The following is a 21,206-nucleotide window of genomic DNA, read 5'->3' as shown; positions in this document are numbered from 1 at the left end:
GGCATCCAGACCTCCTCGCTCTGCAGTTGTCCGGGGCCGCGCCGGATGGCGCGGTGATGCTGAAAGCTAGGCCGATCCGATCGATCACCGCCTCCTTCGTGGATTGTCGCCCTGATATGGCCGTAGACCTGCAGCCGGGCGACTGACCCTAGCGGTACTTTACGGTGACGGCGAGGCCGGGTGATCAGATACCCGACCTCGCCGGCTCTTTGCGGCAGCGCGAAGCTTCCGTCCGGAGGATTCGCTCCGTGACCTCTTGCCGCAGGGCGTCTATGGAGGCGAAGTCCATGCCGGGAACGTAGAGTTGCTCGAGGGCGTCGTGGATCTCTTTGGTGCGGGCGATAAAGCCCACGCCGCGGCGGATGGCCGCTTCCAGCCCTTCTGCGGCCGCTTCCAGATCCTTCTGGTAGGCGGCCGGAATTCTAGCTTCCAGCTCTTGGTCCAGGTCAATCACCCGGCAGCCGGCAGAGACCGGGAAGGGATGGTAGGGGTTGGAGGTCACTACCGCCGCTCCGAGTTCCGGGAGGAAAAGGTGCTCCAGATATTCCGGCAATAGGCCGCAGTGGAAGGCTTCCACGTAGCAGCCGCGGTCCAGCGCCTCCCGGTAGATGCCTTCTATCAAGGAGGCCCCGAGGTGCTTGCCGCACCCCCTGATCACCACCACCCGCCTTGCTTCTCCAAGGGCGTCGGACAGCCGGTTTACCACGCCCCGGGGAGTAACGGCCGAGGCGAAGAGGTGGCGGGCGGCTCCCTCACCCTGACCGTGATCCTGGCCGAGCAGAAAACTGCCCATCTCTTGCCGAAGCCGCCTGAGCGCGGCGGGTTTGACGGCGTCGGTATAGTAGGTTTCGATTTCCTGCACGTAAAGTTGGGCGTGGGCAAGACAACGGTAGGCCAGGCGGAACAGGCGCGCTATTTCGCCGTTCAGTTCTCGGATCTCCTGCCTTTTCTCCCGGAGCCGCGCCCCGTCCCAGTACGCGCCCAGGTTGATTATTTCCCCCGCCGCGCCCGGCGCCGTAGGGTCCACCACGTGCGGGGCGGTGCCGTCCAGAAAGGCCACACCCAGCGCGGGTATGCTCACCCCATCGAGGGAGTCGGGGTCTGAGGAGCAGTGGAAGAACTCTACCCCGTACCCTTTCTCCAGTAGGGTTTCGGCTATGCGGCCCATGAAGGTGGACTTGCCCACCCCGGGGCCGCCCTTGAGTATGAACCGCCAGTCCACCCCGGGCCCGGCCAGGTAGTCGAAGAAAGAATGAAACCCGCGCGCGGTGTTGCTTCCCGGAAAAAGCCTCCTCGGCTTTCCTGCAGTCACGGCTTTCCCCTCCTTGCTCGTGGGCTTTCTTCTCCTTAGCATATGTCGCCCGCCTCCGGCCGGTTTCCCCCGCCGGAGGAGCAGGGTATTGGTAACTTCGGAACCCGCAGAGGATGAAAGAGGGGTGTCCTTGGGGCAGCGGGGCAGGCGAAGAGCGTAAGGGGCCGGGTGGCCGGCGTATGGTATAATGGGCTTAAAGTTCGCTAGAGGGGGCAGGTATATGCCGAGGCGGGTGACGGCGTTATTCTTTATCCTGCTGTTGGGGTTGGTTCTTGCCGCTCCCGGTCCCGCCCTGGCGGCGGAGGTGCACGTGCTGGAGGTAGACGGCCCCATCGTGCCCGTGGTGGCCGAGTACCTGGACCGGGGCCTGACCAAGGCCGAGGCTGCGGGGGCGGTGTGCGTCATCGAGCTCAATACTCCCGGGGGTCTGTACGAGACCACGCAGAAGATCGTCGCCCGCATTCTCAACGCCCGGGTGCCGGTAGTGGTTTACGTTTCTCCTGCCGGCGGATGGGCGGCTTCGGCCGGCACCTTCATTACCCTGGCGGCCCACGTGGCGGCCATGGCTCCCGGCAGCCGGATCGGCGCCGCCCACCCGGTGGCCATGGGCGGCTCCCAATCCCAGCCCTCTTCTACCGAGGTGGAAAAGATCACTGAAGACGCCGCCGCCTGGGTGCGGAGCATTGCCCAGGCCCGGGGGCGTGATCCGGCCAAAGCCGAGGCGGCCGTGCGGGAGAGCCGCTCCTTCACCGACGGGGAGGCCCTGGAGGGCAAACTGATCGACCTGCGCGCCAAGGATCTCTCCGATCTCCTGACCCAACTCGACGGCCGGCGGGTTACCCTGGCCGACGGCCGGGAGGTTGTGCTGGAGACGGTCCCCGCCGTGCCCCGGCGGACTCCCATGACCTGGGTGGAGCAGTTCCTGCTGACCGTTACCAATCCCTCCATAGCCTACGTGCTCATGACCGTGGGCCTCCTGGGCATAGTAATGGAGCTTTACCATCCGGGGGCGATCTTCCCGGGAGTGATCGGAGGGATCAGCCTGCTGCTGGCCCTCTACGGGCTGGGCACCCTCAACGCCTACTGGGGCGGAGTGCTGCTGATCATCCTGGCCTTTGTCCTCTTCGCCGCCGAGGCCTTCACTCCCAGTTTCGGCCTGCTCACCGCCGGAGGCATCGCCTCTCTGGTGCTGGGCTCGCTGATGCTCTTCAGCCGGGGTTCGCCGTTTCCGGAGATCAGCATAGGCCTGATCGTGGGCATGGCCGTTACGGTGACCGCCTTTTTCGTTTTGCTGGTGGGTGCGGTGGTGCGGGGCCAGCGGCGTGAGGTGGTTACCGGCAGGGAGGCCATGGTGGGAGCCGTGGGCCGAGCCTTGACCGACCTGGCTCCGGAAGGTACGGTATTGGTGGAGGGGGAACGCTGGCATTCCGCGGCCGAGGGGGGATGGATAGAAGCCGGGGCGGAGGTGGTGATTACCGCGGTAGAAGGCTTAAAACTGCGGGTGCGGAGAAAGAATACTGGATAGACCGGCCTGTTCGGCGCCGGGTACGGTTAGGAGGGACGAAAATGAGTCTGCCCGTCATTACCGGTATAGTAATCATCGTGGTGATCCTGCTTTCCACCAGTATCAAGGTGGTGCAAGAGTACGAAAGAGGAGTAATATTTCGCCTGGGCCGCTTTGTGGGCGTGCGCGGGCCGGGTCTTTTCATCCTGATCCCGATCATCGAGCGCATGCAGAAGGTGGACCTGCGCACCATTACCATGGACGTGCCCACTCAGGAGGCCATCACCCGCGACAACGTCACCGTCAAGGTCAACGCCGTGGTGTACTTCCGGGTAATGGACCCGGCCAACGCGGTGCTTAAAGTAATGGACCACATTTACGCCACCTCCCAGCTGGCGCAGACCACCCTGCGCAGCGTGCTGGGGCAGTCGGACCTGGATGAACTGCTGGCCCGGCGCGAGCAGATCAACCAGCGCCTGCAGCAGATCATCGACGAGGGCACCGAGCCGTGGGGGGTAAAGGTGAGCCTGGTGGAGATTCGGGATGTAGAGCTGCCGCAGGCCATGCAGCGGGCCATGGCCGCCCAGGCGGAGGCGGAGCGGGAACGGCGGGCCAAGGTCATCCACGCCGAGGGCGAATACCAGGCGGCGGAGAAGCTGACCGAGGCGGCCCGCATAATCTCCTCCCAGCCGGCCTCGCTGCAGCTCCGCTACCTGCAGACCCTTACTGAAATTGCCAGTGACAAGGCCACGGTGGTGGTCTTCCCCTTCCCCCTGGAGCTGGTGCAGCAGTGGCTGGCCCTGGGGCGCAAGGAGGGCTCCTGAGGCGCGGCCGATCCTCGTACCGGGGCCGGAGCCTGCCATTCGTCGGTAGCACCCGGAAGGATGCGATAGGGGTCTTGTCGAAGCAGATCATTTAGGGCGGCGCCGGGGAGGTGAACGGGATGGAGCGGGTACGGTTGACGCAGCTTACCTGCAGCGCGGGTTGAGCGGCCAAGGTGGGTCCGGGGACCCTCAGCAAGATCCTGGCCGACCTGCCGGCCATGCCTTCAGACCGGCTCCTGGTGGGGCACGGCACCTACGACGACGCCGGGGTTTACCTGCTGGACGAGGAGCGGGCGCTGGTCCAGACGGTGGACTTCTTTACCCCGATAGTGGACGACCCCTACCTCTTCGGCCAGATCGCCGCCGCCAACGCCCTGAGCGACGTCTATGCCATGGGCGGCACGCCCCTGACCGCCCTGAACATCGTCTGCTTCCCTTCCCGCAAGCTGGACCCGGCGGTCCTGCGGGAGATCCTGCGCGGCGGAGCGGAAAAGGTGCTGGAGGCCGGGGCGGTAACGGTGGGCGGGCACACGGTGGAGGACGAGGAGCCCAAGTTCGGTCTGGCGGTGACCGGGCTGGTGCATCCACGGCGGGTGATGACCAATGCCGGGGCGCGGCCGGGGGACGTCCTGGTGCTGACCAAACCGCTGGGCACCGGGGTGATCGCCACCGCGCTCAAGGGGGAAATGGCGCCGCCGGAGGCCGTGGCCGAGGCGGCTGCCGGCATGGCCCGCCTCAACCGCGAGGCCGCTGAGGTGGCGGCAGAGCTAGAGCTCGTCGCCTGCACCGACGTCACCGGCTTCGGCCTTCTGGGACACGCGGCGGAAATGGCCCTGGCCAGCGGGGTGGGTATGCGCTTCTGGGTGGAGGCCGTTCCCCTTTACCCCCACGCCCGGGAGCTGGCGGCAATGGGGCTTTTGCCGGGCGGGGCCCACGCCAACCGGCAGCACTTCGGGCGGCTGGTCAGGTTTGACCCGGGCGTGGCGGAGGTAGAGCAGGACCTGCTCTTCGATCCCCAGACCTCGGGCGGCCTGCTTCTGGCGGTTCCCCCCGACAAGCAAGAGCAGTGCCTGGCGCGGCTGGCGGAACGGGGAGTGGCGGCCGCAGCCGTGGGTGAGGTGGTGGCGGCACGGGAGATCGCGGTGGTGCGCCGCCGGGAATAGGGCGGCGATGCGCGGGCAACACCCAGGCGTTGGAGGGTGCGGCCGGCGGTCTGCACCCTCGGAATCGGCCGTCTGGCGACGTTTCTTACCAGAACAACCCGATCATGATGGAGGGGATCGCCTTGGCGGAAATCCTTCACGTCAACGACGACAATTTCATCAGCGAGGTCTTGGCTTCGCCGGTTCCGGTGGTAGTGGATTTCTGGGCCGAGTGGTGCGGCCCCTGCCGGATGCTGGCTCCGGTGCTGGAAGAAGTGGCGGAGGAGTTGGCGGGCGAGGCAAAGGTGGCCAAGCTCAACGTGGATGCCAACCAGGAAACCGCCGCCTCCTACGGAGTCATGAGCATCCCCACCCTGGTCATCTTCAAGGGCGGTCAGGAAATAGGCCGGCTGGTCGGCTACCAGCCCAAGGCGCAGCTGTTGACCAACATTCGCCGGGCCCTGACGAACGGTTAAGCGGACCGACCCGAAACCTGCCGGGTGGTTCTCGTCCCGCGATGCGGGTGCGACTGCGGGCCGGCAGGTTCGCTCTGGCCGTGCCGGCTTGGCCTGCGGGCAAGGCGGCCCCGTAATTCGGTTCGAGGGGAGGCAAGTGGGCGTGGCCTGGGACGCGGGAAGAGAGGAAGAACTGCGGCGGCTTTTTGAGGAGAAGGTAACCCAGGAAAACCTGCGCAAGCACTGCTACGCCACCGAGGCGGTAATGCGCCGCCTGGCGGAGCGGCTGGGCCAGGACGCGGAGCTCTGGGGCTGGGCCGGGCTCTTGCACGATCTGGATTTCGAGCAGACCAAAGACAACCCCTCCCGGCACGGCCTGGAGAGCGCGGCCTGGCTGGAGGCCTGCGGCGCGCCTCCGGAGCTGATCCAGGCGGTTAAGGCGCACAATGCGGAGGCTCTGGGCCTTACGCGCCGGACCCTCCTCGATTACGCCCTCACCTGCGCGGAAACCATTACCGGGCTGATCGTCGCCACCGCCCTGGTACAGCCGGATAAAAAGCTGGCCGGCGTGAAGGCCTCGTCGGTGCGCAAGCGGATGAAGGAAACCGCCTTCGCCCGCAACGTGAACCGCGAGCACATACTGCTCTGCCGGGAACTGGGCTTGGATCTGGAAGAGTTCATCGCCCTGAGCCTGGAAGCCATGCAGGGAATTGCCGGCCGGCTGGGGCTGTGAGCCTTACCGGAAAGAGGGCGGCGGGCCCGGCAAACGGCCGTATCAGGACCGGCGGGCCGCTTCCCCGGTCCCCATGGCCAGCCGCCCGGCGGTATGTACGGGTATGGCCGGGGGAACGGCGGCTTCCCGGGTGCGGGGGGTCTTGACCCAGGTCTTTGGAGCGCGCCCGAGAAGCTTCAGGATCATGGCCCAGGTATAGGGTAGGGGAAAGAAGAAGCTGGCCACGGGCAGAAGCAGCAGCTCGACCGGCGCCAGGAGGCGGGAAAGGAGCCTGCCGCGCGGAGGGCAGCCGTTCATGTAGGGGCGGTAGCGGTACCAGAGGTAGAAGGTGAATCCGTAATAGAAGATTACGTTTAACCGCAACCAGGGATTGATCCAAAGGGGCACTCCGGCGGTGAGGTCCACCCAGCCGGCCAGGGCAACCGGTATCAGGGCCACCGGGAGTAGGCAGGCCATCTGGTAGAAAGTCCACTCTACCTGGCCCTTAAGGAGGAGCCGGCACAGAACCTGGCGGCGTTTTCTTTCCGGGTAGGCACGGGTTTGGCGGAGCTTCTCTACGACCTGCAGGTGGCCGCTGGCCCAGCGGAGACGCTGGCGCAGGAAAGCGCGCAGCGCCTCCGGGGTTTGCTCGGTGCTGTAGAAGGGGACGTACTGCGGCCAGGCGTTGGCCGCGAGGTAGGCGCGGACGCCTAAGTCCAGGTCCTCCGTCAGGGCCTGCGGGTCAAACCCGCCGATTTCCTCCAGGAGGCGGCGGGAAGCGTAGAAGTTGGTGCCGCCTATGAAGGGCAGGCGCTGCATGAGCGCGGGATAGTACCACTCGTGCGCCAGAGCCTGGTACAGGGCGGCCACCTTGGTGATGGGCCCCAGGGCGAAGAAGTTGCGCACCTGGAAGACCGGGCCCTGCCACAGCTGCTCGCTTCCCCCGGTGATCAGCCACCGATAGGCAATGTACAGGGGAGCCTGGGGCTCGGGATGGCTCTCGGCATCGTAAAAACCGCAGATCTCCGTACGCGGATCTAGGAACTCCAATCCGTAATTAAGGGCCCGGGCCTTGGTGGAGGGCACTTCCCGGCCGGTGCACCCGCCCCGGAAACGGCCGCTGAAGTCGTAGGGCACGATCACGTGTTTGAGCTGCGGCTTGCCTCCCGCCGAACGCCATTCCCGTTGCTTGGCTTCTACCATCTGCTGGGTGGTAAACCCGGGGTGTTCTCCCCGCTGCCGGGCCAGCAGCTCCTTTTCATCGGTGATGACCACGATCTCGTAGCGTTCCCGGGGATAGTCCAACCCGGCAAGATGCTCTACAGTATTGGCGATGACTTCGGCTTCGTTACGGGCCGGTACCAGAAGGGAGATGAAGGGTAGGTCGCGGCCTTGGCGGTTAGCCAGTTCCTGCACCAGCGGAATGCTGAGTATCGGGCGCCTCCGCCAGTAATGCCGGTCGGCGAAGTACTTCCACCAAAAAAAGCGAAAAAAAAGAGCCAGGAAGATAAAATAAAGGGCAAGCAAGACCTGGCCGGCCGTTATGTCCAAGCCTAACACCTCCCGAGGCTCGATTATAGCATAACCAACCGTCGGTGTTAATAAATGCTAGGAGTAGACATCCGCAGGAAAAGAAAGCCCAGCCGGAACTCTACCGCGACGGAAAAAGCCACAGCCTGTAGAGATGACCCAAACCGGCCTACAGGGCCCAAAATCGCCCGCCAGAAGAAAAGATTGCCACTCGACCGCAAGAAAGGAAGTTGGCGGGAGGGGCTTCCGGCCTCGTCCCCGGTTTGCCTCCGGTGCCGGGTGCCCCCTCAGTACCGTCACCTCGCCGACCGAACCGGGCTCGACCTTCCGGCGTAGTGGCTTCGGCGCCCGCCCGACAAATAGGACAAATAGGGGGTTGCAAGGCTCAAGACCGGAAACTATAATCATAGATGCAGATGCAAAGCATTTGCAATTCCTATCAGGTGGGGAGGCACCCCTAAATGTATCGGGTCCCTGGCCGGCCGCACCTCGTTCTGGTGCTGCTCCTTGCGGTCTTCCTGGCGGTTTCCGGCTGCGGCTCCAGGACGGCCTCAACCGGGTTCGCCGAGAAGCCTCTGGTCTGCGCTACCATCTATCCGCTCTACGATTTTGCCGCCAAGCTGGCGGGCGATCGGGCAACGGTCAGGTTGCTCCTTCCGCCCGGGGCGGACGTGCACGAGTGGGAGCCGGGGGTGGAGGTGCTTCGGGCTTTGCAGCAGGCGGACCTTTTGGTGTACAACGGCGCCGGCCTGGAACCCTGGGTGGAGCGGGTGGTGGCCTCGGCCGACAGCCCCAGGCTCAGAACGGTAGAGGCCTCAAAGGGCATAGAACTTCTACCCCTGTCGCAAGAGGAGGCCGGTGCCCAAGAGGCAGATTCTTCCGTCCGGGAGGCCGGGGCTCCGCTCGGGCGCTACGATCCCCACCTCTGGCTTGACCCTCGGCGGGCGCGGCAGCAGGCGGCCAACATCCTGGAGGGCCTGGTGGCGGCCGACTCGGCGGGGAGGGACTACTACACCGCCCGTTACCGGGTGCTTGCCCGGCGGCTGGAGCAGCTTGACTTCCTCTATCGCACGCTGCTTGAAGGGCGGAACCGGCATACCTTCGTGGTTTCGCATGCCGCCTTTGGCTATCTCGCTTCCCGCTACGGTCTGGAGCAGATCGCGCTCACCGGGGCTCACGCCGAGGCAGAGCCGGGGCCCAGAGAGCTGGTGCAGGTGGTGGACCTGGCGCGCAGGCTGGATCTGAGGTACGTGTTCGTGGACGAACTGCACGGCCGGCGGGTGGCCCAGGCCCTGGCCCGGGAATTGGGGGCCGAAGTGCTGAGCCTACACCCCTTGGCCAGTCTCACCGCCGAGGAGCTGGCCGCAGGGGAAGATTACTTTTCCCTCATGGAGGAAAACCTGGTGCAGCTCTACCGGGGTTTGGAGTGAGAGGCATGGAAAGCGTACTGGAGGTCAAAAACCTGGAATTCGGGTACAACGGCCGGCCCCTATGGCAGGGGGTGGAATTCGCCCTCGGTCCGGGCCAACTGGTACTGGTGACCGGTCCGAACGGGGTGGGTAAGAGCACGCTGTTCAAGCTGATCCTGGGCTTGCTGCAGCCGTGGCGGGGGCAGATCCGGCTCTTCGGCGGGGAGGGCTTCCGCCTGCGGAGGCGGGAATGGCTGGGATTCGTGCCGCAGGGCACCGAAGGGACGCTTCACCGTTCTTTTCCCGCCACCGTGGCCGAGGTGGTGTCTACCGGTCTGCGCCTGCCTCCCTGGCAGGGCCTGTGGCCGTCGCCGGCCTTGCGGCACCGGGTTGCCCGTAGCCTGGCAGCGGTAGGGTTAGAGGGGCTGGCCGAGGAGCCGGTGGGCTTTCTCTCCGGCGGACAGCAGCGGCGGGTGCTCCTGGCCCGGGCCCTGGTGGGTGATCCCCGCCTGCTGCTTTTGGATGAGCCGCTGGCCGGCCTGGACCCGGAGGGGGCCTCGCTGGTGGCAGGACTGATCCGGAGCCGGCGGAGCGAAGGGCTGGCGGTGGTGGTGAGCGGCCACGGCGAGACCATTTGGGAAAAGGAGGCCACGCGGGTCTTGAACCTGGAGGAGTTTGTCAGGGAGAGGAAGAACTTTGCAGAAAAGGAGCAGGAGCAGTGCTGGCGCGCCTTTGGCTAGATCTTGCCGAACTGGGTTTCCTGCAGCGGGCCTTTCTCGCCGGGGCGGTGATCTCCGCCGTTTGCCCGGCCGTGGGCCTGTTCCTGGCCGTGCGGCGGCTTTCCATGCTGGGCGAGTGCCTGGCGCACGTATCCCTGGCGGGTGCGGCCCTGGGCGCCCTAGTTGGGGCCAACGCCAATCTCAGCACCATGGCCGCCGCCGGAGCCGCCGCCGGGGCCCTGGAGTACATGCGGCGCGCCTATGCCCGCCACACCGACCTGGCCATTGCCGTGGCCACCGCCGCCGGCCTGGGGGTAACGGCACTGGTGGTGGGTCTGGGGCGCCTGAATCTGAGCGTGGTGTCGGGTTATCTGTTCGGCAGCCTGGTAGCCATCACGCCCGCGGAGTTGGGTCTGATAGCCGCCGTGGGGATGGGACTGCTGGTGGGCCTATCGCTTGCCTACCGCCCCCTGTTTTTCCTCGCTCTGGACGAAGAAGGGGCCAAGGCGGCGGGGGTCCCGGTGGAAGCACTGAGCCTGGGCTTTCTGGTATCGGCCGGGCTGACGGCGAGCCTGGCCATGCGTCTGGTGGGGGCCTTGCTGCTGGCCTCATTGATGATCCTTCCGGTGGCCGCTGCGCTCTCCTGGGCGCGCAGTTTTCGGCAGGCCCTGCTGGGAAGCGTGCTTCTGGGTGAAGTTGCCACCTTGGGCGGCCTGGTCCTGGCCTATTACTTCAACACCGCGCCGGGGGGCACCGTGGTGCTGACGTCACTGGCAATTCTGCTGCTGGCCCTGGCGGCCAGGGCGCTGATAAGGCAGTGGCCGCAGGCAGGGGAGGGATCGGATCGTGTCTGCTCCGACTAATGTGGCCAGCCTGCCGGAGCTGGAGCAATACCTGGCGGACAAGGGCTTCAAGCTTACCGGGCCGCGCCGGGCGCTTCTCAGAGTACTGTGGGAGGCGGACTGCGGCCTTACCGCCGAGGAGCTGTTCCGGCGGGTGAGCCGGACCCGACCGGGCACCAATTTTTCTACGGTTTACCGGAACCTGGAGGCTCTGAACGGCCTGGGGGTAATCTGCCTGGTAAAGAGCGGCCAGCAGGCGGGCGCCTTCGAGCTCAACCTCACCGGGCGGCACCATCACCACATCATCTGCCGGGCCTGCGGCCGTACGCGGCGCATAGACTTCTGCCCGTTCGAGCAGTGGCCCGGGGTGGAGGGGTTTGTGAGCACCGGCCACGCCTTTGAAGTCTACGGCTACTGCGAGGAATGCCTGGCCCGAAACCGCAAATAAGGCTTGCATTCGGGCCGCGATTATGGCATAATACAATCCGACGTGGGGCCATAGCTCAGCTGGGAGAGCGCTTGAATGGCATTCAAGAGGTCGGGGGTTCGACTCCCCCTGGCTCCACCAGCTTATCAGAAATGCGGAGGCCCTGAGGCAGTTCCATCTTGAGCACGAGCTGGACCGCCTCGGGGTTTACTTTTGTCTCCCGCACGGCCAGGTTCACGATTACCTGCCGGACTTCATCGTGCGTCTCAAAGGGAAGGCCGGCCACCTCATCTTAGAAACCAAGGGGGTACGACGAGCTGGCCGAGGTCAAGGCGCAGGCCGCCAGACGCTGGGTGGTGGCGGTGAACGCCGAGGGCTCCTTCGGCCGGTGGCACTACGCCGTGGTGAAGCGGCCGGAGGAAATACCCCGGGTGCTGGAAAACCTGGTTATGGCCGCCGATTGGCCGGGCCTCCGGCAGGCGGAATGAGGTTCTGGCTCCGGCCGGTTCGTGGGGCTTATAATAGGGGTAGGAGTACGGGTGCGTCCTAATCCGGAACCTTACCAAAGGGGGAAACGCACGTGGCCGTTAACCGGCTGCTCCAGGAGATAAGGAAACTTAGCCCTAAGGAACAAAAGGAGCTTTTCCGGAAGCTAGGCTTAGTTCCGGCGCAGGCTGCCCGGCAGAGGGGAGGCCCGGGTGACCCCTTCATCCGGCTCATTGGCAAGGTAGACGGGCCGGGTACCGGGTCGCGCCATTACGAGGAGGAGCTCTATGGCGGGAAAGCTACCCGCTAGGCTATTTGTCGATACCGGAGCCTTTATTGCCTTGTGTGACCGGAACGATGTCTACCACCGGGAAGCCGTCGCTTTCTACACCTCACTTACGAAGGAAACCAGGCTTTTCACCACCCTGCTAGTGGTCTCGGAAACGTACACCTGGCTTCGCTACCGGGTGGGCTATTCCGCCGCCAGCCTTTTTCTAGAGGTGATCAAGGACGCTGTTCTTGGCGAATGGCTCTCCCTCGTATATCCGGATGAGGCGATTTGCAAGAGCGCAGAAACCCTTCTGCACCGCTTCCGCGACCAGGACCTGTCCTATAGTGATGCCGTCAGTTTCGCCGTCTTGAAGGCCAGAAGTATCGGTGATGTCTTCGGCTTTGACCACCACTTTTATCTGGTCAAGAAAAATCTATGGCCGGGCGGTGCCAGGTGACTTTGGCCGGCCGCGAGGTGCCGGGTCTGAGAGGTGACCATTGGTGCCGTGCGTGCTTTGTGGAGGCGAGCTTGAAATCCGGCAGGTGACCTTTACCCACGAACAAGAAGGGAAGTACCCGGTACGGAAGGTAACGGTGCCCGTCTTCGACTTTGGCGGGCGGGAGAGGGTATAGGTAAGGAGAAAAGGCGAGGAACGGGCCGCAAGGAAGCGGAACGCGCGGGTAGGAAAGTTGAGGCCCTGCTCTTGCCCGAATAGACAAGGTGACTTATGGTTACCCACCTGCCGCGGGCCAGGTACCGGCTTAACTCCGTAGATAATGCCTTACAAATACTAGAAGCCCTGGCCCGGCCGGAAGCAGAGCTGAACGCGGGCGAGTTGGGGGCCCTACTGGGCATCAGCCGCAGCAGCGCTTTCCGCCTTTTGGCCACCCTGGAGCTGCGCGGCTTTGTACGCCAGAATCCGGCTACCGGCCGGTATCGCCTGGGCCTTAAGCTGCTGCACCTGGGCGGGGCGGTCCTGAAGAGTCTGAGGCTCAACGAGGAAGCACGGCCCGTGCTGCGGGAGTTGGCGGCCCGATCCGGGGAAACGGTTCACCTGGGGGTTCTGGACACGGGCGAACTGGTCTTTATCGAGAAAATCGAAAGCCCCGCCCCTTCCGCATGGGATCGTACGTGGGAGCGCGCATGCCCGCCTACTGCACGGCCACCGGCAAGCTTCTGCTGGCCTACCTCCCCGAGGACGAACTGATGCACTACCTTCGCACCGCCGAGTTGCGGCGGTATACCGCCCGGACCATTACCGATTCCCGCGAACTGGCGGGGCACCTGGAGGCGGTCCGCATAAACGGGTACGCGGTAGACATGGAGGAGTCCGAGGAAGGCCTGATGTGCATCGCGGCTCCGGTGTGGGGGCCGTCTGCCAAACGGGTATTGGCCGCCGTCAGCGTCTCCGGACCGATAGGCAGGCTTGAAGCGCGCCGGGAGGAACTCCTCGCCCTGGTGCGCGAGGCGGGGGCGGCGATATCCCGGGCCATGGGACACGAGCGGTTCAGGCCGGCCTAAACCGGGCCCCGACTTGAGGGGTTGAGGTGACCCGGTGGTCCACTGTAGCGGGGAAGCCGTGAGAGAGGGGGAAGGCAATTGCTGGAGATGGTCCTCTACGGTCGCGGCGGTCAGGGGGTGCAGCTCGGCGGCCGGATAATCGCCACCGCGTTATTCAAGGCGGGTTACTGGGTACAATCCTTCGCCTCCTTCGGCGCGGAAAAGCGGGGAGCCCCGGTGGTTTCCCAGGTACGGGTCGACCGGAAGCCCATCCGCCTCCGGTCCGACGTGAGAACCCCCGACCTTCTCGGCATCTTCGATCCCAGCCTGGCCGGTGAGGTCTTGGCCCAGTACCGGCTGCGCGAAGCGGGCGTTATCGTGGTCAATACCGGCGGCGGGTCGGACGAGCTCGGTCTTGAAGGGCACCGGCTGGTCGCGGTAGACGCCCTGGAGGTTGCCGGCCGTTTCGGACTGGGTCGACTGATTAACTCCGTCATGGTGGGCGCGATAATGGGTACGGCCGACCAACGGGGTGTACGACTTCTTCAACCGCATATTCCAGGAAAAGGCCAACGCCGTCTATCTGGGTCGGGGCATGCCGGGGGTGGCTTTACGTCTTTACACCTCCGTGCCCATCGCACATATGAGCGACTTCAAGGGCAAGCCCATCCGGGTGACCCCCAACTATCGTGACTTCGTACAGGCCTTGGGAGCCTCACCCGTGACCACCGATCCGGGTGAGGTCTATTCGGCCATGGAGCGCGGAGTGGTAGTTGGATACGGCTGGCCGGTCTTCGGGATTTCGGACTGGGGCTGGGACGGGGTCACCAAGTATGCCATCGATCCCGGTTTCTACCAGGTTGACACCATCGGTCTGATCAACCGCGACAAGTGGAACTCTCTTTCCAACGAGGTCAAGAAACTCCTAACCGATACGGCGATCGCCATGGAACAGGAGATGCAGAAGTATTTCAAGGACCTGATCGCCGCCGACGCCCAGAAGCTGGCCGAGAAGGGCATCAAGATCGTGCAATTGCCGCCCGACGAAGCCGAGGTGTACCTGAAGACCGCCTACGACGCGGTATGGCAACAAGTTCTCAAGGCCTGTCCGGAAAACGGGCCCGAAATGCAGAAGCTGTTGACCAGGAAGTAGCCGACCCCGATAGGCCACCGGACCCGTGTTCCGGTCCGGTGGCCTGCACCGACTTAAGGGCTACCCGCAACTATTCCTGAACGGGGGGGGGGGGGGGGCCGGTGAAAGCTTACCTGGGCCTGATACGGGCTTTGGCAACCGCAGCCCTTATCATCGTTCTCTTTCTGGCCTTATCCATTACCGCAGGAGCGGTTTCGCGTTACGCCTTCAGCCGTTCCCTTGCCTGGGTCATAGAGCTGAGTACCTATGCCCTTCTCTACATTGCTTTTCTGGCCGCTCCCTGGGTGCTGCATCAGGACGGCCACGTCAAGGTTGACTTCCTCAATTACTTTGTGGGTCCGCGAACTCAGGCCCGGCTGGAGGTGGTGGCCTCGGTGCTGAGTGCCGCCCTCTCGGCCTTCCTGACCTGGATGGGGATTCGCGCCGTGTACCAGAGCTACCTCGCCCACGAGGTGGTGGCCAACATTCTCCAGACGCCCATCTACTACCTTACCTGGGTAATCCCGGTGGGCATGGCCTTGCTTACGGTGGGCTTCATTCACCGGATGTTCGTCTATCTCAAGAAGGCCGCCGCACCCCCGCCGGGTGACCCCGTTTCACCGGAGGCGGGCGGTTCTGGTGCCGGAAATGCTCCGGCGGGGATATCACAAGTCGCTGATTACCGGTCCCATCACCGCCTCCGGCACTCTGGGCATGCTCATCCCGCCCAGCACCATTACCGTGGTCTTTGCCAGCATCGCCGGTATCTCCGTGGGGAAGATGCTCATAGCCGGCATATTGCCCGGCCTGTTGCTGGCCGGCCTCTTTATCGCTTTCATATGTGCGGCCTGCGTCCTGCGGCCGGGGCTGGCCCCGCCCCGGGAAGAAAGCGGTGTGCCGATGCGAACCCGGTTAGTGGTGCTGGCCAGGGATCTCCTGCCCCTCCTGCTGGTGGCCGGGGTAGTGGTGGGCACCATTTTTCTGGGCGTGGCTACGCCTACCGAGGCGGCAGCCTTTGGCGCGGTGGGGGCGGTAGTCCTGGCCGCAGCTTACCGCAAGCTGACCGTGTCCATCGTAACCAAGTCGCTTCTCAGCGCGGCCAGCATCACCTCCATGGTTCTGCTGATTGTGGCCGGTTCTACGGCCTTCAGCCAGGTCCTGGCCTACTCGGGAGCCAGCCGTAAGCTCCTGGAGGCGGCGCTGGGGTTGCCTTTTTCGCCCACGGTCTTGGTACTCTGGATGCTGATAGTAGTATTCGTCTTGGGTTTGTTCCTGGAGGAAATGGCCATCATCATGATCACCACGCCCATCTTCATGCCCTTGATCGAGGCCCTCCAGGTGGATCCCATCTGGTTCGGTACTCTCATGCTGTTGATGCTGGAGAACTCCTTGCTTACCCCGCCGGTAGGCATGGTGCTGTACGTGATGAAAGGGATGGTTCCGGAGAGCATCTCTATGATCGACATCTGGAGGAGCGTGATACCTTATATTGTATTGGGGTTTGCCGTCGTAGCCCTAATACTCTTCCACCCGCCTTTGGCCACCTGGTTGCCCGGATTGGCCCGGTGATTCGCCTACTGCTTCGTGCACTCGGCGGCCGTACGAGTGCGCATAGAAGACCGTGTTGAAGAAGCAGTCGCTGTGATGGATTCCGGCTACGGCGGGGTAGGTGGCCAGCACCAGCAGGAATCGGGGGCTGCTCCTTCTGCGCGCCGATAACGGCGCTTACTCGTTTTGAGCGTTCGGGAGGCAGCCGCCCCGGCTGCGGGCCCGGCGCCCGGCCGAGCGGAGGGTGAGCCGCTTGATCAGAATGGTGGCATAGCTTCCGCGCGGGAGGCGAAAGGCGAGCTCGAGCTTCATCCGGCCCGGATAGAGCTCGTCCGGCTGCGGCGAACCGATATGGAGACCCTCGGGAAACACCACCGCCTCGCGGGGGGAAGACTTGAAGAAGGCCTGGCGCACCTTGCGCAGGTTGAAGTTCGGCCTGCGGATCCCCCTTTCCTCCAGAATCTGGTCGAAAAGGGCGGCGGTCCGGCGGTCGGGAAAGGCCATGCGGCTGGCCGCCAGGGGCAGGCGCAGGCCTCGGAGGTAGGAGAGCCGGTCGGCATCGAGACGGCGGTAGAAGTGGTACGGTCCCGCCACTCCGGGGACGGAAAGCAGTTCCACACCCAGGTCGGCCAGGAGGCGCCGCAGCAGCTCGTTGAAGAGGAAGCTCTGGTAGGCGGAGAAGAGCAGGGACAGTTCCTCGGCCGGGATCATCTGCAGGGCCTCCACGAAGGCTTTGGGCCGGCCGACCAGCAGGGAGAATACCCTCTGCTCCATGGCAGTTTTGGCCCGGGAGAGGCAGACCGGCCAATCCCCCCAGTGCTCCCGGAAGAAGCGCTTGCGCTCCTTGGCCGCCTTCTTCTCCTCGGGATAGATGCCGGTCAGGTAGGCCTGAAGGCTCCCGTTGTAGTGGCCTTTCAGCAGTCTCTCCGCCATGAAGCCCAGTTCCCGGTCCAGGCTGCCGAAGCGCTGATCGTCAAAGTAGTTGGGAAAGCCGAATTGGCCTGCCTCGGCCGCAGCCGAGCTCAGGGTCGAGATATCCCTCGCCTCCAGATGCCGCAGAATCACGCGAAAGCGGTTGCCTTCCAGGAGGTCCGGCCCCATGGGCCGTTCCAGGCGGCCGAGGCAGCGAAAGGAAAAGCCCTTCCCCTCGGTGCTGAGGTCGGCCTGATGGCGCACGGTGACGTACTGGAAGGTGTGGGCGTGCCGGTCCTTCAGACCGCCGTAGGCGAAGAGCCGGAAGGGCAGGCCGTGCTCCCGGGCCAGCCGCAGCAGGAGGTCCACCGTATTCCAATTCTTCTTTTCCAGCAGGTATACCCGGTAGGGACCTTTGCTCTTTAGGGGCAGTCGGGCTACCTCTTCCACCACGAAGTCCTCGGGTTTCACCTTGATTTTCACGGCCGGCCTCCATGCGAGAACATTTTTGCCGAGAGCGCGGGCAAAAGGCCGAAATAATTATAGTACGGTCTATTGACAACCGCCAAATCCAGAGTTAAGATGTCTATACAAGTATAGACCGTCCAGGCGGGTTTGGGGGCATTAGCAGAAATCATGAGAATATCCAAGCAATCAGCCGTGCCGATCTACCATCAGATCGCCCAGGCCATAGGCGACCGCATCAAGAGCGGGGAGCTCCGGCCGGGCGACATGATTCCCTCCGAGGCCCAGCTCTGCCGGGAGTACCGGGTGAGCCGCATGACCGTGCGCAGGGGCCTGGAGCTTCTGACCGAGGCCGGGTATCTGGAGACCGCCCGGGGCAAGGGAACCTTCGTGGCCCGGCCCAGGCTGGAGAACCTGACCGTAGATTTGGCCATGCTGCAGCGCTACCGGGTCAGGCTTCTCGCCGCCGAGGTGGTCCCGGCGGCAGAAGAGGTGGCGAGCCGGCTGGGGCTGGAACCCGGAGGCAGGGTGATCTGCGTCCGGCGGCTTTACTCTGGCGAGGAAGGCCCGGTGGCCCTGGACCGGAAGTGCCTGCCCTATACCAAGGGGAAGCCGGTTCTGGAGGCGGACATGGCCTATGCGGAGTTGCCGGAGATGGCCCAGATACATACCGACGTGCTGCCGGTGAGAAGCGAACTGGTTATCTCCGCCCGGGCACTGGGACCGGGCGAGGCCGAGGTCCTGCGGGAGGAACCGGGCGCGCCCGCGCTGGTAATCGAGCAAACGGTTTACGCCCAAGGCGGCAGGCCCATCGGTTCCGGTGTGCTGGTGTGTCGGGGAGGAATTCTTCGCCTTAAGGCCGTTTCCCGGCCTTACTAAGAGCGCAGGACTGGGAGGGCAAGCGGTGCTGCGAACCAGATACCTTATAACCAAGGCCGTAGCCCAGATAGACGAGGTCCGGGCGCTGCGGCTGATCCGCAGGGGTCTGGACATGGGAGCCGACCGCCTCATGCTGGTGGACGCGGTGCGCGAGGGGATCGAACGGGTAAGCGAGAAGTACCACCGGGGCGAGTATTTCCTGGCCGACCTGATCATGTCGGCGGAGATCTTCAAGACGGTCGTGGAGATAGTTAACGATTACGATCCGCCTCTCCTGGTGGACGCCCCGCCCATAGTGTTCGGCACCGTGGAGCAAGATATCCACGATATCGGCAAGAACATCGTCATCGGCCTGATGCGCTGCCGGGGGCTGCGGGTGCTGGATTTGGGCGTGGACGTGCCGGCGGCGAAGTTCATCCAGGCGCTCAAGGATACGGGCTCGCGGGTGTTGTGCCTTTCCGGCCTGGTAGCCTCCGCCTACGACTCCATGCGCCATACCGTAGCCGTCCTGGAGGCGGAGGGCCTGCGCGAGAGCACGGTGGTCATCATCGGCGGCCTGGTCAACCCCACCATTGCCGAATACGTGGGAGCAGACCACGCCACCACCGACGCCTTCAGCGGCGTGGAGCTCTGCCTGGAAACCCTGCGGCGGCTGTACCCCCAGCCCGGCACCCGCACGGAGGAGGGCGGCCGGTGAAGGCGGTGGTCCTGGCCTGCCGGACCATAGCCGAGGAGCTCAGCGCCGCCGTGGCCTCCACCGGCGTGGACTACCCGATATTCTGGGTGGAGTCCGGGCTGCACAACTATCCCGACCGGCTTCGGCGCCGCATCCAGGAAGAGCTCAACCGGCTGGCCAACGTGGATACGGTCCTGCTGGCCTTCGGTTCCTGCGGCAACGCGCTCCTGGGGGTCAGTTCGCCGACCGCCCGGCTGGTGTTCCCGCGGGTGGAAGACTGCATCTCCCTGCTTCTCGGCTCTGAGGACGTCCGCCGGAAGCTTTCCCGGGAGGTGGGGACCTATTACCTGACCAAGGGCTGGATGGATTACGAGACCAGCCTCTGGAGCGAGTATCACCACTGTCTGCGCAAGTACGGGCCGGAGAAGACGGCCCGTATCATGCGCCTCATGCTGAAGCATTATCGCCGCCTGGTGCTGATCGACACCGGCACCTACGACCTGGCAAAGTACCGCGGCCAGACAGAGGAGCTGGCAGCGGCGCTCGGTCTGGAGCACCGGGTGGTCCCGGGTTCTTCCCGCTTGTTTGAAAAGCTCCTGCTGGGTCCCTGGGACGAGGAGTTCGTCCTGGTGGAACCGGGGGAGGCCGTCGGCCTGGCCCACCTGATGGGTGACGGGGCAGGGGTGCAGCTGGCTCTGGGTCACGGCCCGGCTTCCCTGGCGACCGGCCTCGCCGGGTTACCGGTTAGGATTGACCTGGCGCAGGAACTGGGCGAGCTGAACGAAGAGGCGGTGCTGGAGGGTGTGCGCCGAAAGAAACAGGAAGGGGAAGGGGTGTTGGAGATCCTCGCGGAGCTGCAGGAGGGGATGAACCTGGTGGGGCGGCGCTTCCAGGAAAAGGAATACTTCCTTTCCGAATTGGTGCGGGCCGCCGACCTGTTCACCCGGGCCGTAGACCTCCTGGCCCCCTCACTGACCCGGGAACGGCTCCCGGAGGCGGGCAGGCTGGTCATCGGTACGGTACGCGAGGATATCCACGATCTGGGGAAGAACCTGGTGGTCACCATCATGTCCTGCCACGGCTTCAAGGTCTACGACCTGGGGGTGAACGTGGCGCCCGAGCGGTTTGTCGAGGCCGCAAAGGAGCATCGCCCGGATTTCGTGGGCATATCCTGCTCTCTGACCAGCGCCATAGAAAACCTCAGGGAGACGGTGCTGCACATCGAGCGGGCGGGCCTGCGCCGCGCGGTGAAGGTGCTGGTGGGCGGCGGACCGATTGACGCCGAGGTGTGCCGGTACGTGGGCGCGGATTTTTACTGCCCCACGGCCCAGGCGGCGGTAGACTTGTGCCGCCAAATCATGGGTGGGAAGGTTGGTGGCCCGGTCGCCGGGCCGCGGGAGGCGTTCGCGGCGCCCGGTCGGAAGAGGGTGTAGCCAGAGGTCGGGAGGCAACGGCGGGGCCGGTTTCTCCGCCCGCACCCGGGGGCGCCGGACAGGCAGCCGTTGCCCCGCATTCCGGCCGGGTGCCGGTTACTCCCGGCATGAACCATTTCGCGGAGAGTCCCTTCGGACCGCTCTCTTTTCAAGCACCAACCGAATGAGGTTAGACCGATACTCCGGTCCAAGGCCGGCGGCTGCGCTCCCTGCTGCTTCGGCGACCGGCGCGAACGGCGGTTGCTCGGAAGACATAGACTAGAATGGTAAACCTTGGAACGGGAGGGCGCAACCGATGTCACCCAGGGATGACGACCTCGACCGGGCCCGCCGGGAACAACTGGTCCGCGAGGCGGCGGCGCTGATGGATGTTTTCCGTCTCATTGGCTCAACCTTCTATTTTATCACCGCCCTCATTCCCTTCCTCCTGGGTGTGGTGCCGTTCATGCCGCCGGGACCCGCTTCTGGAGACTACCCGGCGCCCCGGGGCCGGTACCGGGTCGGAGGCTAGGATTTTCTTGCCTGCGGCGGGGGTAACTGGTATAGTGGAGGCAGGACGGGGGTGAGGCAGAGTGACCAAGGCGTGGATCGTTCATCGGATACTGGCCTACTTGGTCGATGCCGTGGTGGGAGGCGTGCTGTCGCTGATCCCGTTTATCGGCAGTATTATAGGCTTCTTCTACTTTCTTCTTCGGGACGGCATCGGCGAGGGCCAGGGGGTAGGAAAGCGGCTGCTGGGCTTGCGGGTATTGGAGTATCCCGGCGGCCAGGGGATTTCCTACGGGGATTCGGCCCGCAGGAACCTGGTTTTTGCCGCCCCTATGCTGCTGCTGCTGATCCCGGTCTTGGGTCGCATAATGTACGTGGTGGTCATGGTTCTGGTGTGGGCGTTGGAGATTTATCTGGTTCTTACCGATCCGCAGGGCCGGCGGCTGGGCGACCGCTGGGCGGGCACCGTGGTAACCGATACCCGGAGGCCTTCCTGATTTCTTAGTGAGTCTTTAGCTTCCTTTAAGCTTTTCTTAAGC

Annotated in this window: 26 protein-coding genes and 1 tRNA gene; 24 read left to right on the top strand and 3 right to left on the bottom strand. The window is 64.4% G+C overall.

The window, feature by feature from the left end; genetic code table 11:
• Positions 1–184 precede the first annotated feature (184 nt).
• Complete coding sequence (locus NUV99_03975) at positions 185–1,312, bottom strand: hypothetical protein (protein ID MCR4419284.1); 1,128 nt, start codon at positions 1,310–1,312, stop codon at positions 185–187.
• Positions 1,313–1,532: 220 nt separating this feature from the next.
• Between NUV99_03975 and NUV99_03970 the strand changes: the two genes are divergently transcribed.
• The 5 genes from NUV99_03970 (at position 1,533) to NUV99_03950 (ending at position 5,970) form a co-directional block, all read left to right on the top strand.
• Positions 1,533–2,837: a nodulation protein NfeD gene (locus NUV99_03970; GenBank protein ID MCR4419283.1), complete on the top strand. Its 1,305-nt coding sequence runs from the start codon at positions 1,533–1,535 to the stop codon at positions 2,835–2,837.
• Between the two features lie 41 nt (positions 2,838–2,878).
• Positions 2,879–3,640, top strand: a complete 762-nt coding sequence (locus tag NUV99_03965; protein MCR4419282.1) for a slipin family protein — start codon at positions 2,879–2,881, stop codon at positions 3,638–3,640.
• 119 nt (positions 3,641–3,759) lie between these two features.
• Entirely contained in the window at positions 3,760–4,803 is a 1,044-nt protein-coding gene (gene selD, locus NUV99_03960) for a selenide, water dikinase SelD (protein MCR4419281.1), read from the top strand.
• 107 nt (positions 4,804–4,910) lie between these two features.
• Positions 4,911–5,258 carry a thioredoxin gene (gene trxA / locus NUV99_03955; protein MCR4419280.1) on the top strand — a complete coding sequence of 116 codons (348 nt, stop codon included), beginning with the start codon at positions 4,911–4,913 and terminating at the stop codon, positions 5,256–5,258.
• Positions 5,259–5,400: 142 nt separating this feature from the next.
• Entirely contained in the window at positions 5,401–5,970 is a 570-nt protein-coding gene (locus tag NUV99_03950; protein MCR4419279.1) for an HDIG domain-containing protein, read from the top strand.
• Between the two features lie 42 nt (positions 5,971–6,012).
• Here NUV99_03950 and NUV99_03945 read toward each other — a convergent pair whose 3' ends face one another.
• Complete coding sequence (locus NUV99_03945; protein MCR4419278.1) at positions 6,013–7,509, bottom strand: glycosyltransferase; 1,497 nt, start codon at positions 7,507–7,509, stop codon at positions 6,013–6,015.
• Positions 7,510–7,940: 431 nt separating this feature from the next.
• Between NUV99_03945 and NUV99_03940 the strand changes: the two genes are divergently transcribed.
• The 14 genes from NUV99_03940 to NUV99_03875 all read left to right on the top strand — a co-directional run bounded on the left by NUV99_03940 (position 7,941) and on the right by NUV99_03875 (position 15,834).
• On the top strand, positions 7,941–8,909 hold the full coding sequence (locus NUV99_03940; GenBank protein ID MCR4419277.1) for a zinc ABC transporter substrate-binding protein: 969 nt from the start codon (positions 7,941–7,943) through the stop codon (positions 8,907–8,909).
• A gap of 5 nt (positions 8,910–8,914) precedes the next feature.
• Entirely contained in the window at positions 8,915–9,628 is a 714-nt protein-coding gene (locus tag NUV99_03935) for an ATP-binding cassette domain-containing protein (protein ID MCR4419276.1), read from the top strand.
• Entirely contained in the window at positions 9,607–10,470 is an 864-nt protein-coding gene (locus tag NUV99_03930; GenBank protein ID MCR4419275.1) for a metal ABC transporter permease, read from the top strand. The genes NUV99_03935 and NUV99_03930 overlap by 22 nt, the downstream gene beginning before the upstream one ends.
• Positions 10,454–10,897, top strand: a complete 444-nt coding sequence (locus tag NUV99_03925) for a transcriptional repressor (GenBank protein ID MCR4419274.1) — start codon at positions 10,454–10,456, stop codon at positions 10,895–10,897. Before NUV99_03930 ends, NUV99_03925 begins: the two co-directional genes overlap by 17 nt.
• Before the next feature lie 44 nt (positions 10,898–10,941).
• Positions 10,942–11,017 (top strand) — tRNA-Ala (locus NUV99_03920).
• A 221-nt stretch (positions 11,018–11,238) separates the two neighbouring features.
• Positions 11,239–11,364, top strand: coding sequence for a hypothetical protein (locus NUV99_03915; GenBank protein ID MCR4419273.1), 126 nt, complete (start codon positions 11,239–11,241; stop codon positions 11,362–11,364).
• Between the two features lie 92 nt (positions 11,365–11,456).
• On the top strand, positions 11,457–11,672 hold the full coding sequence (locus NUV99_03910; GenBank protein MCR4419272.1) for a hypothetical protein: 216 nt from the start codon (positions 11,457–11,459) through the stop codon (positions 11,670–11,672).
• The gene (locus tag NUV99_03905) at positions 11,650–12,090 is read left to right on the top strand and encodes a PIN domain-containing protein (protein ID MCR4419271.1); all 441 of its coding nucleotides are present in this window, start codon (positions 11,650–11,652) and stop codon (positions 12,088–12,090) included. Before NUV99_03910 ends, NUV99_03905 begins: the two co-directional genes overlap by 23 nt.
• A 43-nt stretch (positions 12,091–12,133) precedes the next feature.
• Positions 12,134–12,265: a hypothetical protein gene (locus NUV99_03900; GenBank protein ID MCR4419270.1), complete on the top strand. Its 132-nt coding sequence runs from the start codon at positions 12,134–12,136 to the stop codon at positions 12,263–12,265.
• Between the two features lie 95 nt (positions 12,266–12,360).
• Positions 12,361–12,840, top strand: coding sequence for a helix-turn-helix domain-containing protein (locus NUV99_03895; protein MCR4419269.1), 480 nt, complete (start codon positions 12,361–12,363; stop codon positions 12,838–12,840).
• Positions 12,777–13,154, top strand: a complete 378-nt coding sequence (locus NUV99_03890; protein ID MCR4419268.1) for an IclR family transcriptional regulator C-terminal domain-containing protein — start codon at positions 12,777–12,779, stop codon at positions 13,152–13,154. Before NUV99_03895 ends, NUV99_03890 begins: the two co-directional genes overlap by 64 nt.
• A gap of 87 nt (positions 13,155–13,241) precedes the next feature.
• A complete protein-coding gene (locus NUV99_03885; protein MCR4419267.1) occupies positions 13,242–13,826 on the top strand; it encodes a 2-oxoacid:acceptor oxidoreductase family protein in 585 nt (194 codons plus the stop codon).
• Complete coding sequence (dctP, locus tag NUV99_03880; GenBank protein ID MCR4419266.1) at positions 13,729–14,286, top strand: TRAP transporter substrate-binding protein DctP; 558 nt, start codon at positions 13,729–13,731, stop codon at positions 14,284–14,286. The genes NUV99_03885 and dctP overlap by 98 nt, the downstream gene beginning before the upstream one ends.
• Positions 14,287–14,904: 618 nt before the next feature.
• Complete coding sequence (locus tag NUV99_03875; GenBank protein MCR4419265.1) at positions 14,905–15,834, top strand: TRAP transporter large permease subunit; 930 nt, start codon at positions 14,905–14,907, stop codon at positions 15,832–15,834.
• A 156-nt stretch (positions 15,835–15,990) separates the two neighbouring features.
• Here NUV99_03875 and truD read toward each other — a convergent pair whose 3' ends face one another.
• On the bottom strand, positions 15,991–17,208 hold the full coding sequence (truD, locus tag NUV99_03870) for a tRNA pseudouridine(13) synthase TruD (protein ID MCR4419264.1): 1,218 nt from the start codon (positions 17,206–17,208) through the stop codon (positions 15,991–15,993).
• 153 nt (positions 17,209–17,361) lie between these two features.
• Here truD and NUV99_03865 point away from each other — a divergent pair, with 153 nt between their 5' ends.
• From NUV99_03865 to NUV99_03845, 5 genes are all read left to right on the top strand, one after another.
• Positions 17,362–18,069, top strand: a complete 708-nt coding sequence (locus tag NUV99_03865; protein ID MCR4419263.1) for a GntR family transcriptional regulator — start codon at positions 17,362–17,364, stop codon at positions 18,067–18,069.
• 25 nt (positions 18,070–18,094) lie between these two features.
• Complete coding sequence (locus tag NUV99_03860) at positions 18,095–18,766, top strand: cobalamin-dependent protein (GenBank protein ID MCR4419262.1); 672 nt, start codon at positions 18,095–18,097, stop codon at positions 18,764–18,766.
• On the top strand, positions 18,763–20,178 hold the full coding sequence (locus NUV99_03855) for a DUF1638 domain-containing protein (GenBank protein MCR4419261.1): 1,416 nt from the start codon (positions 18,763–18,765) through the stop codon (positions 20,176–20,178). Before NUV99_03860 ends, NUV99_03855 begins: the two co-directional genes overlap by 4 nt.
• Before the next feature lie 295 nt (positions 20,179–20,473).
• Positions 20,474–20,689, top strand: coding sequence for a hypothetical protein (locus tag NUV99_03850; GenBank protein MCR4419260.1), 216 nt, complete (start codon positions 20,474–20,476; stop codon positions 20,687–20,689).
• Between the two features lie 61 nt (positions 20,690–20,750).
• Entirely contained in the window at positions 20,751–21,164 is a 414-nt protein-coding gene (locus NUV99_03845) for an RDD family protein (protein MCR4419259.1), read from the top strand.
• Positions 21,165–21,206 lie beyond the last annotated feature (42 nt).

The organism is Clostridia bacterium (assembly GCA_024653205.1).
In the GTDB taxonomy this organism is placed as follows: Bacteria; Bacillota; DSM-521; order Neomoorellales; family SLTJ01; genus JANLFO01.
This window is presented reverse-complemented; position numbering and strand designations above follow the sequence as displayed.

Coding starts and splice junctions, on each gene's coding strand:
- NUV99_03970 (MCR4419283.1), top strand. CDS start 1,533: ATGCCGAGGCGGGTGACGGCGTTATTCTTTATCCTGCTGTTGGGGTTG.
- NUV99_03965 (MCR4419282.1), top strand. CDS start 2,879: ATGAGTCTGCCCGTCATTACCGGTATAGTAATCATCGTGGTGATCCTG.
- trxA (MCR4419280.1), top strand. CDS start 4,911: ATGGAGGGGATCGCCTTGGCGGAAATCCTTCACGTCAACGACGACAAT.
- NUV99_03940 (MCR4419277.1), top strand. CDS start 7,941: ATGTATCGGGTCCCTGGCCGGCCGCACCTCGTTCTGGTGCTGCTCCTT.
- NUV99_03935 (MCR4419276.1), top strand. CDS start 8,915: ATGGAAAGCGTACTGGAGGTCAAAAACCTGGAATTCGGGTACAACGGC.
- NUV99_03905 (MCR4419271.1), top strand. CDS start 11,650: ATGGCGGGAAAGCTACCCGCTAGGCTATTTGTCGATACCGGAGCCTTT.
- NUV99_03895 (MCR4419269.1), top strand. CDS start 12,361: ATGGTTACCCACCTGCCGCGGGCCAGGTACCGGCTTAACTCCGTAGAT.
- NUV99_03890 (MCR4419268.1), top strand. CDS start 12,777: ATGCCCGCCTACTGCACGGCCACCGGCAAGCTTCTGCTGGCCTACCTC.
- NUV99_03885 (MCR4419267.1), top strand. CDS start 13,242: ATGGTCCTCTACGGTCGCGGCGGTCAGGGGGTGCAGCTCGGCGGCCGG.
- dctP (MCR4419266.1), top strand. CDS start 13,729: ATGCCGGGGGTGGCTTTACGTCTTTACACCTCCGTGCCCATCGCACAT.
- NUV99_03865 (MCR4419263.1), top strand. CDS start 17,362: ATGAGAATATCCAAGCAATCAGCCGTGCCGATCTACCATCAGATCGCC.
- NUV99_03850 (MCR4419260.1), top strand. CDS start 20,474: ATGTCACCCAGGGATGACGACCTCGACCGGGCCCGCCGGGAACAACTG.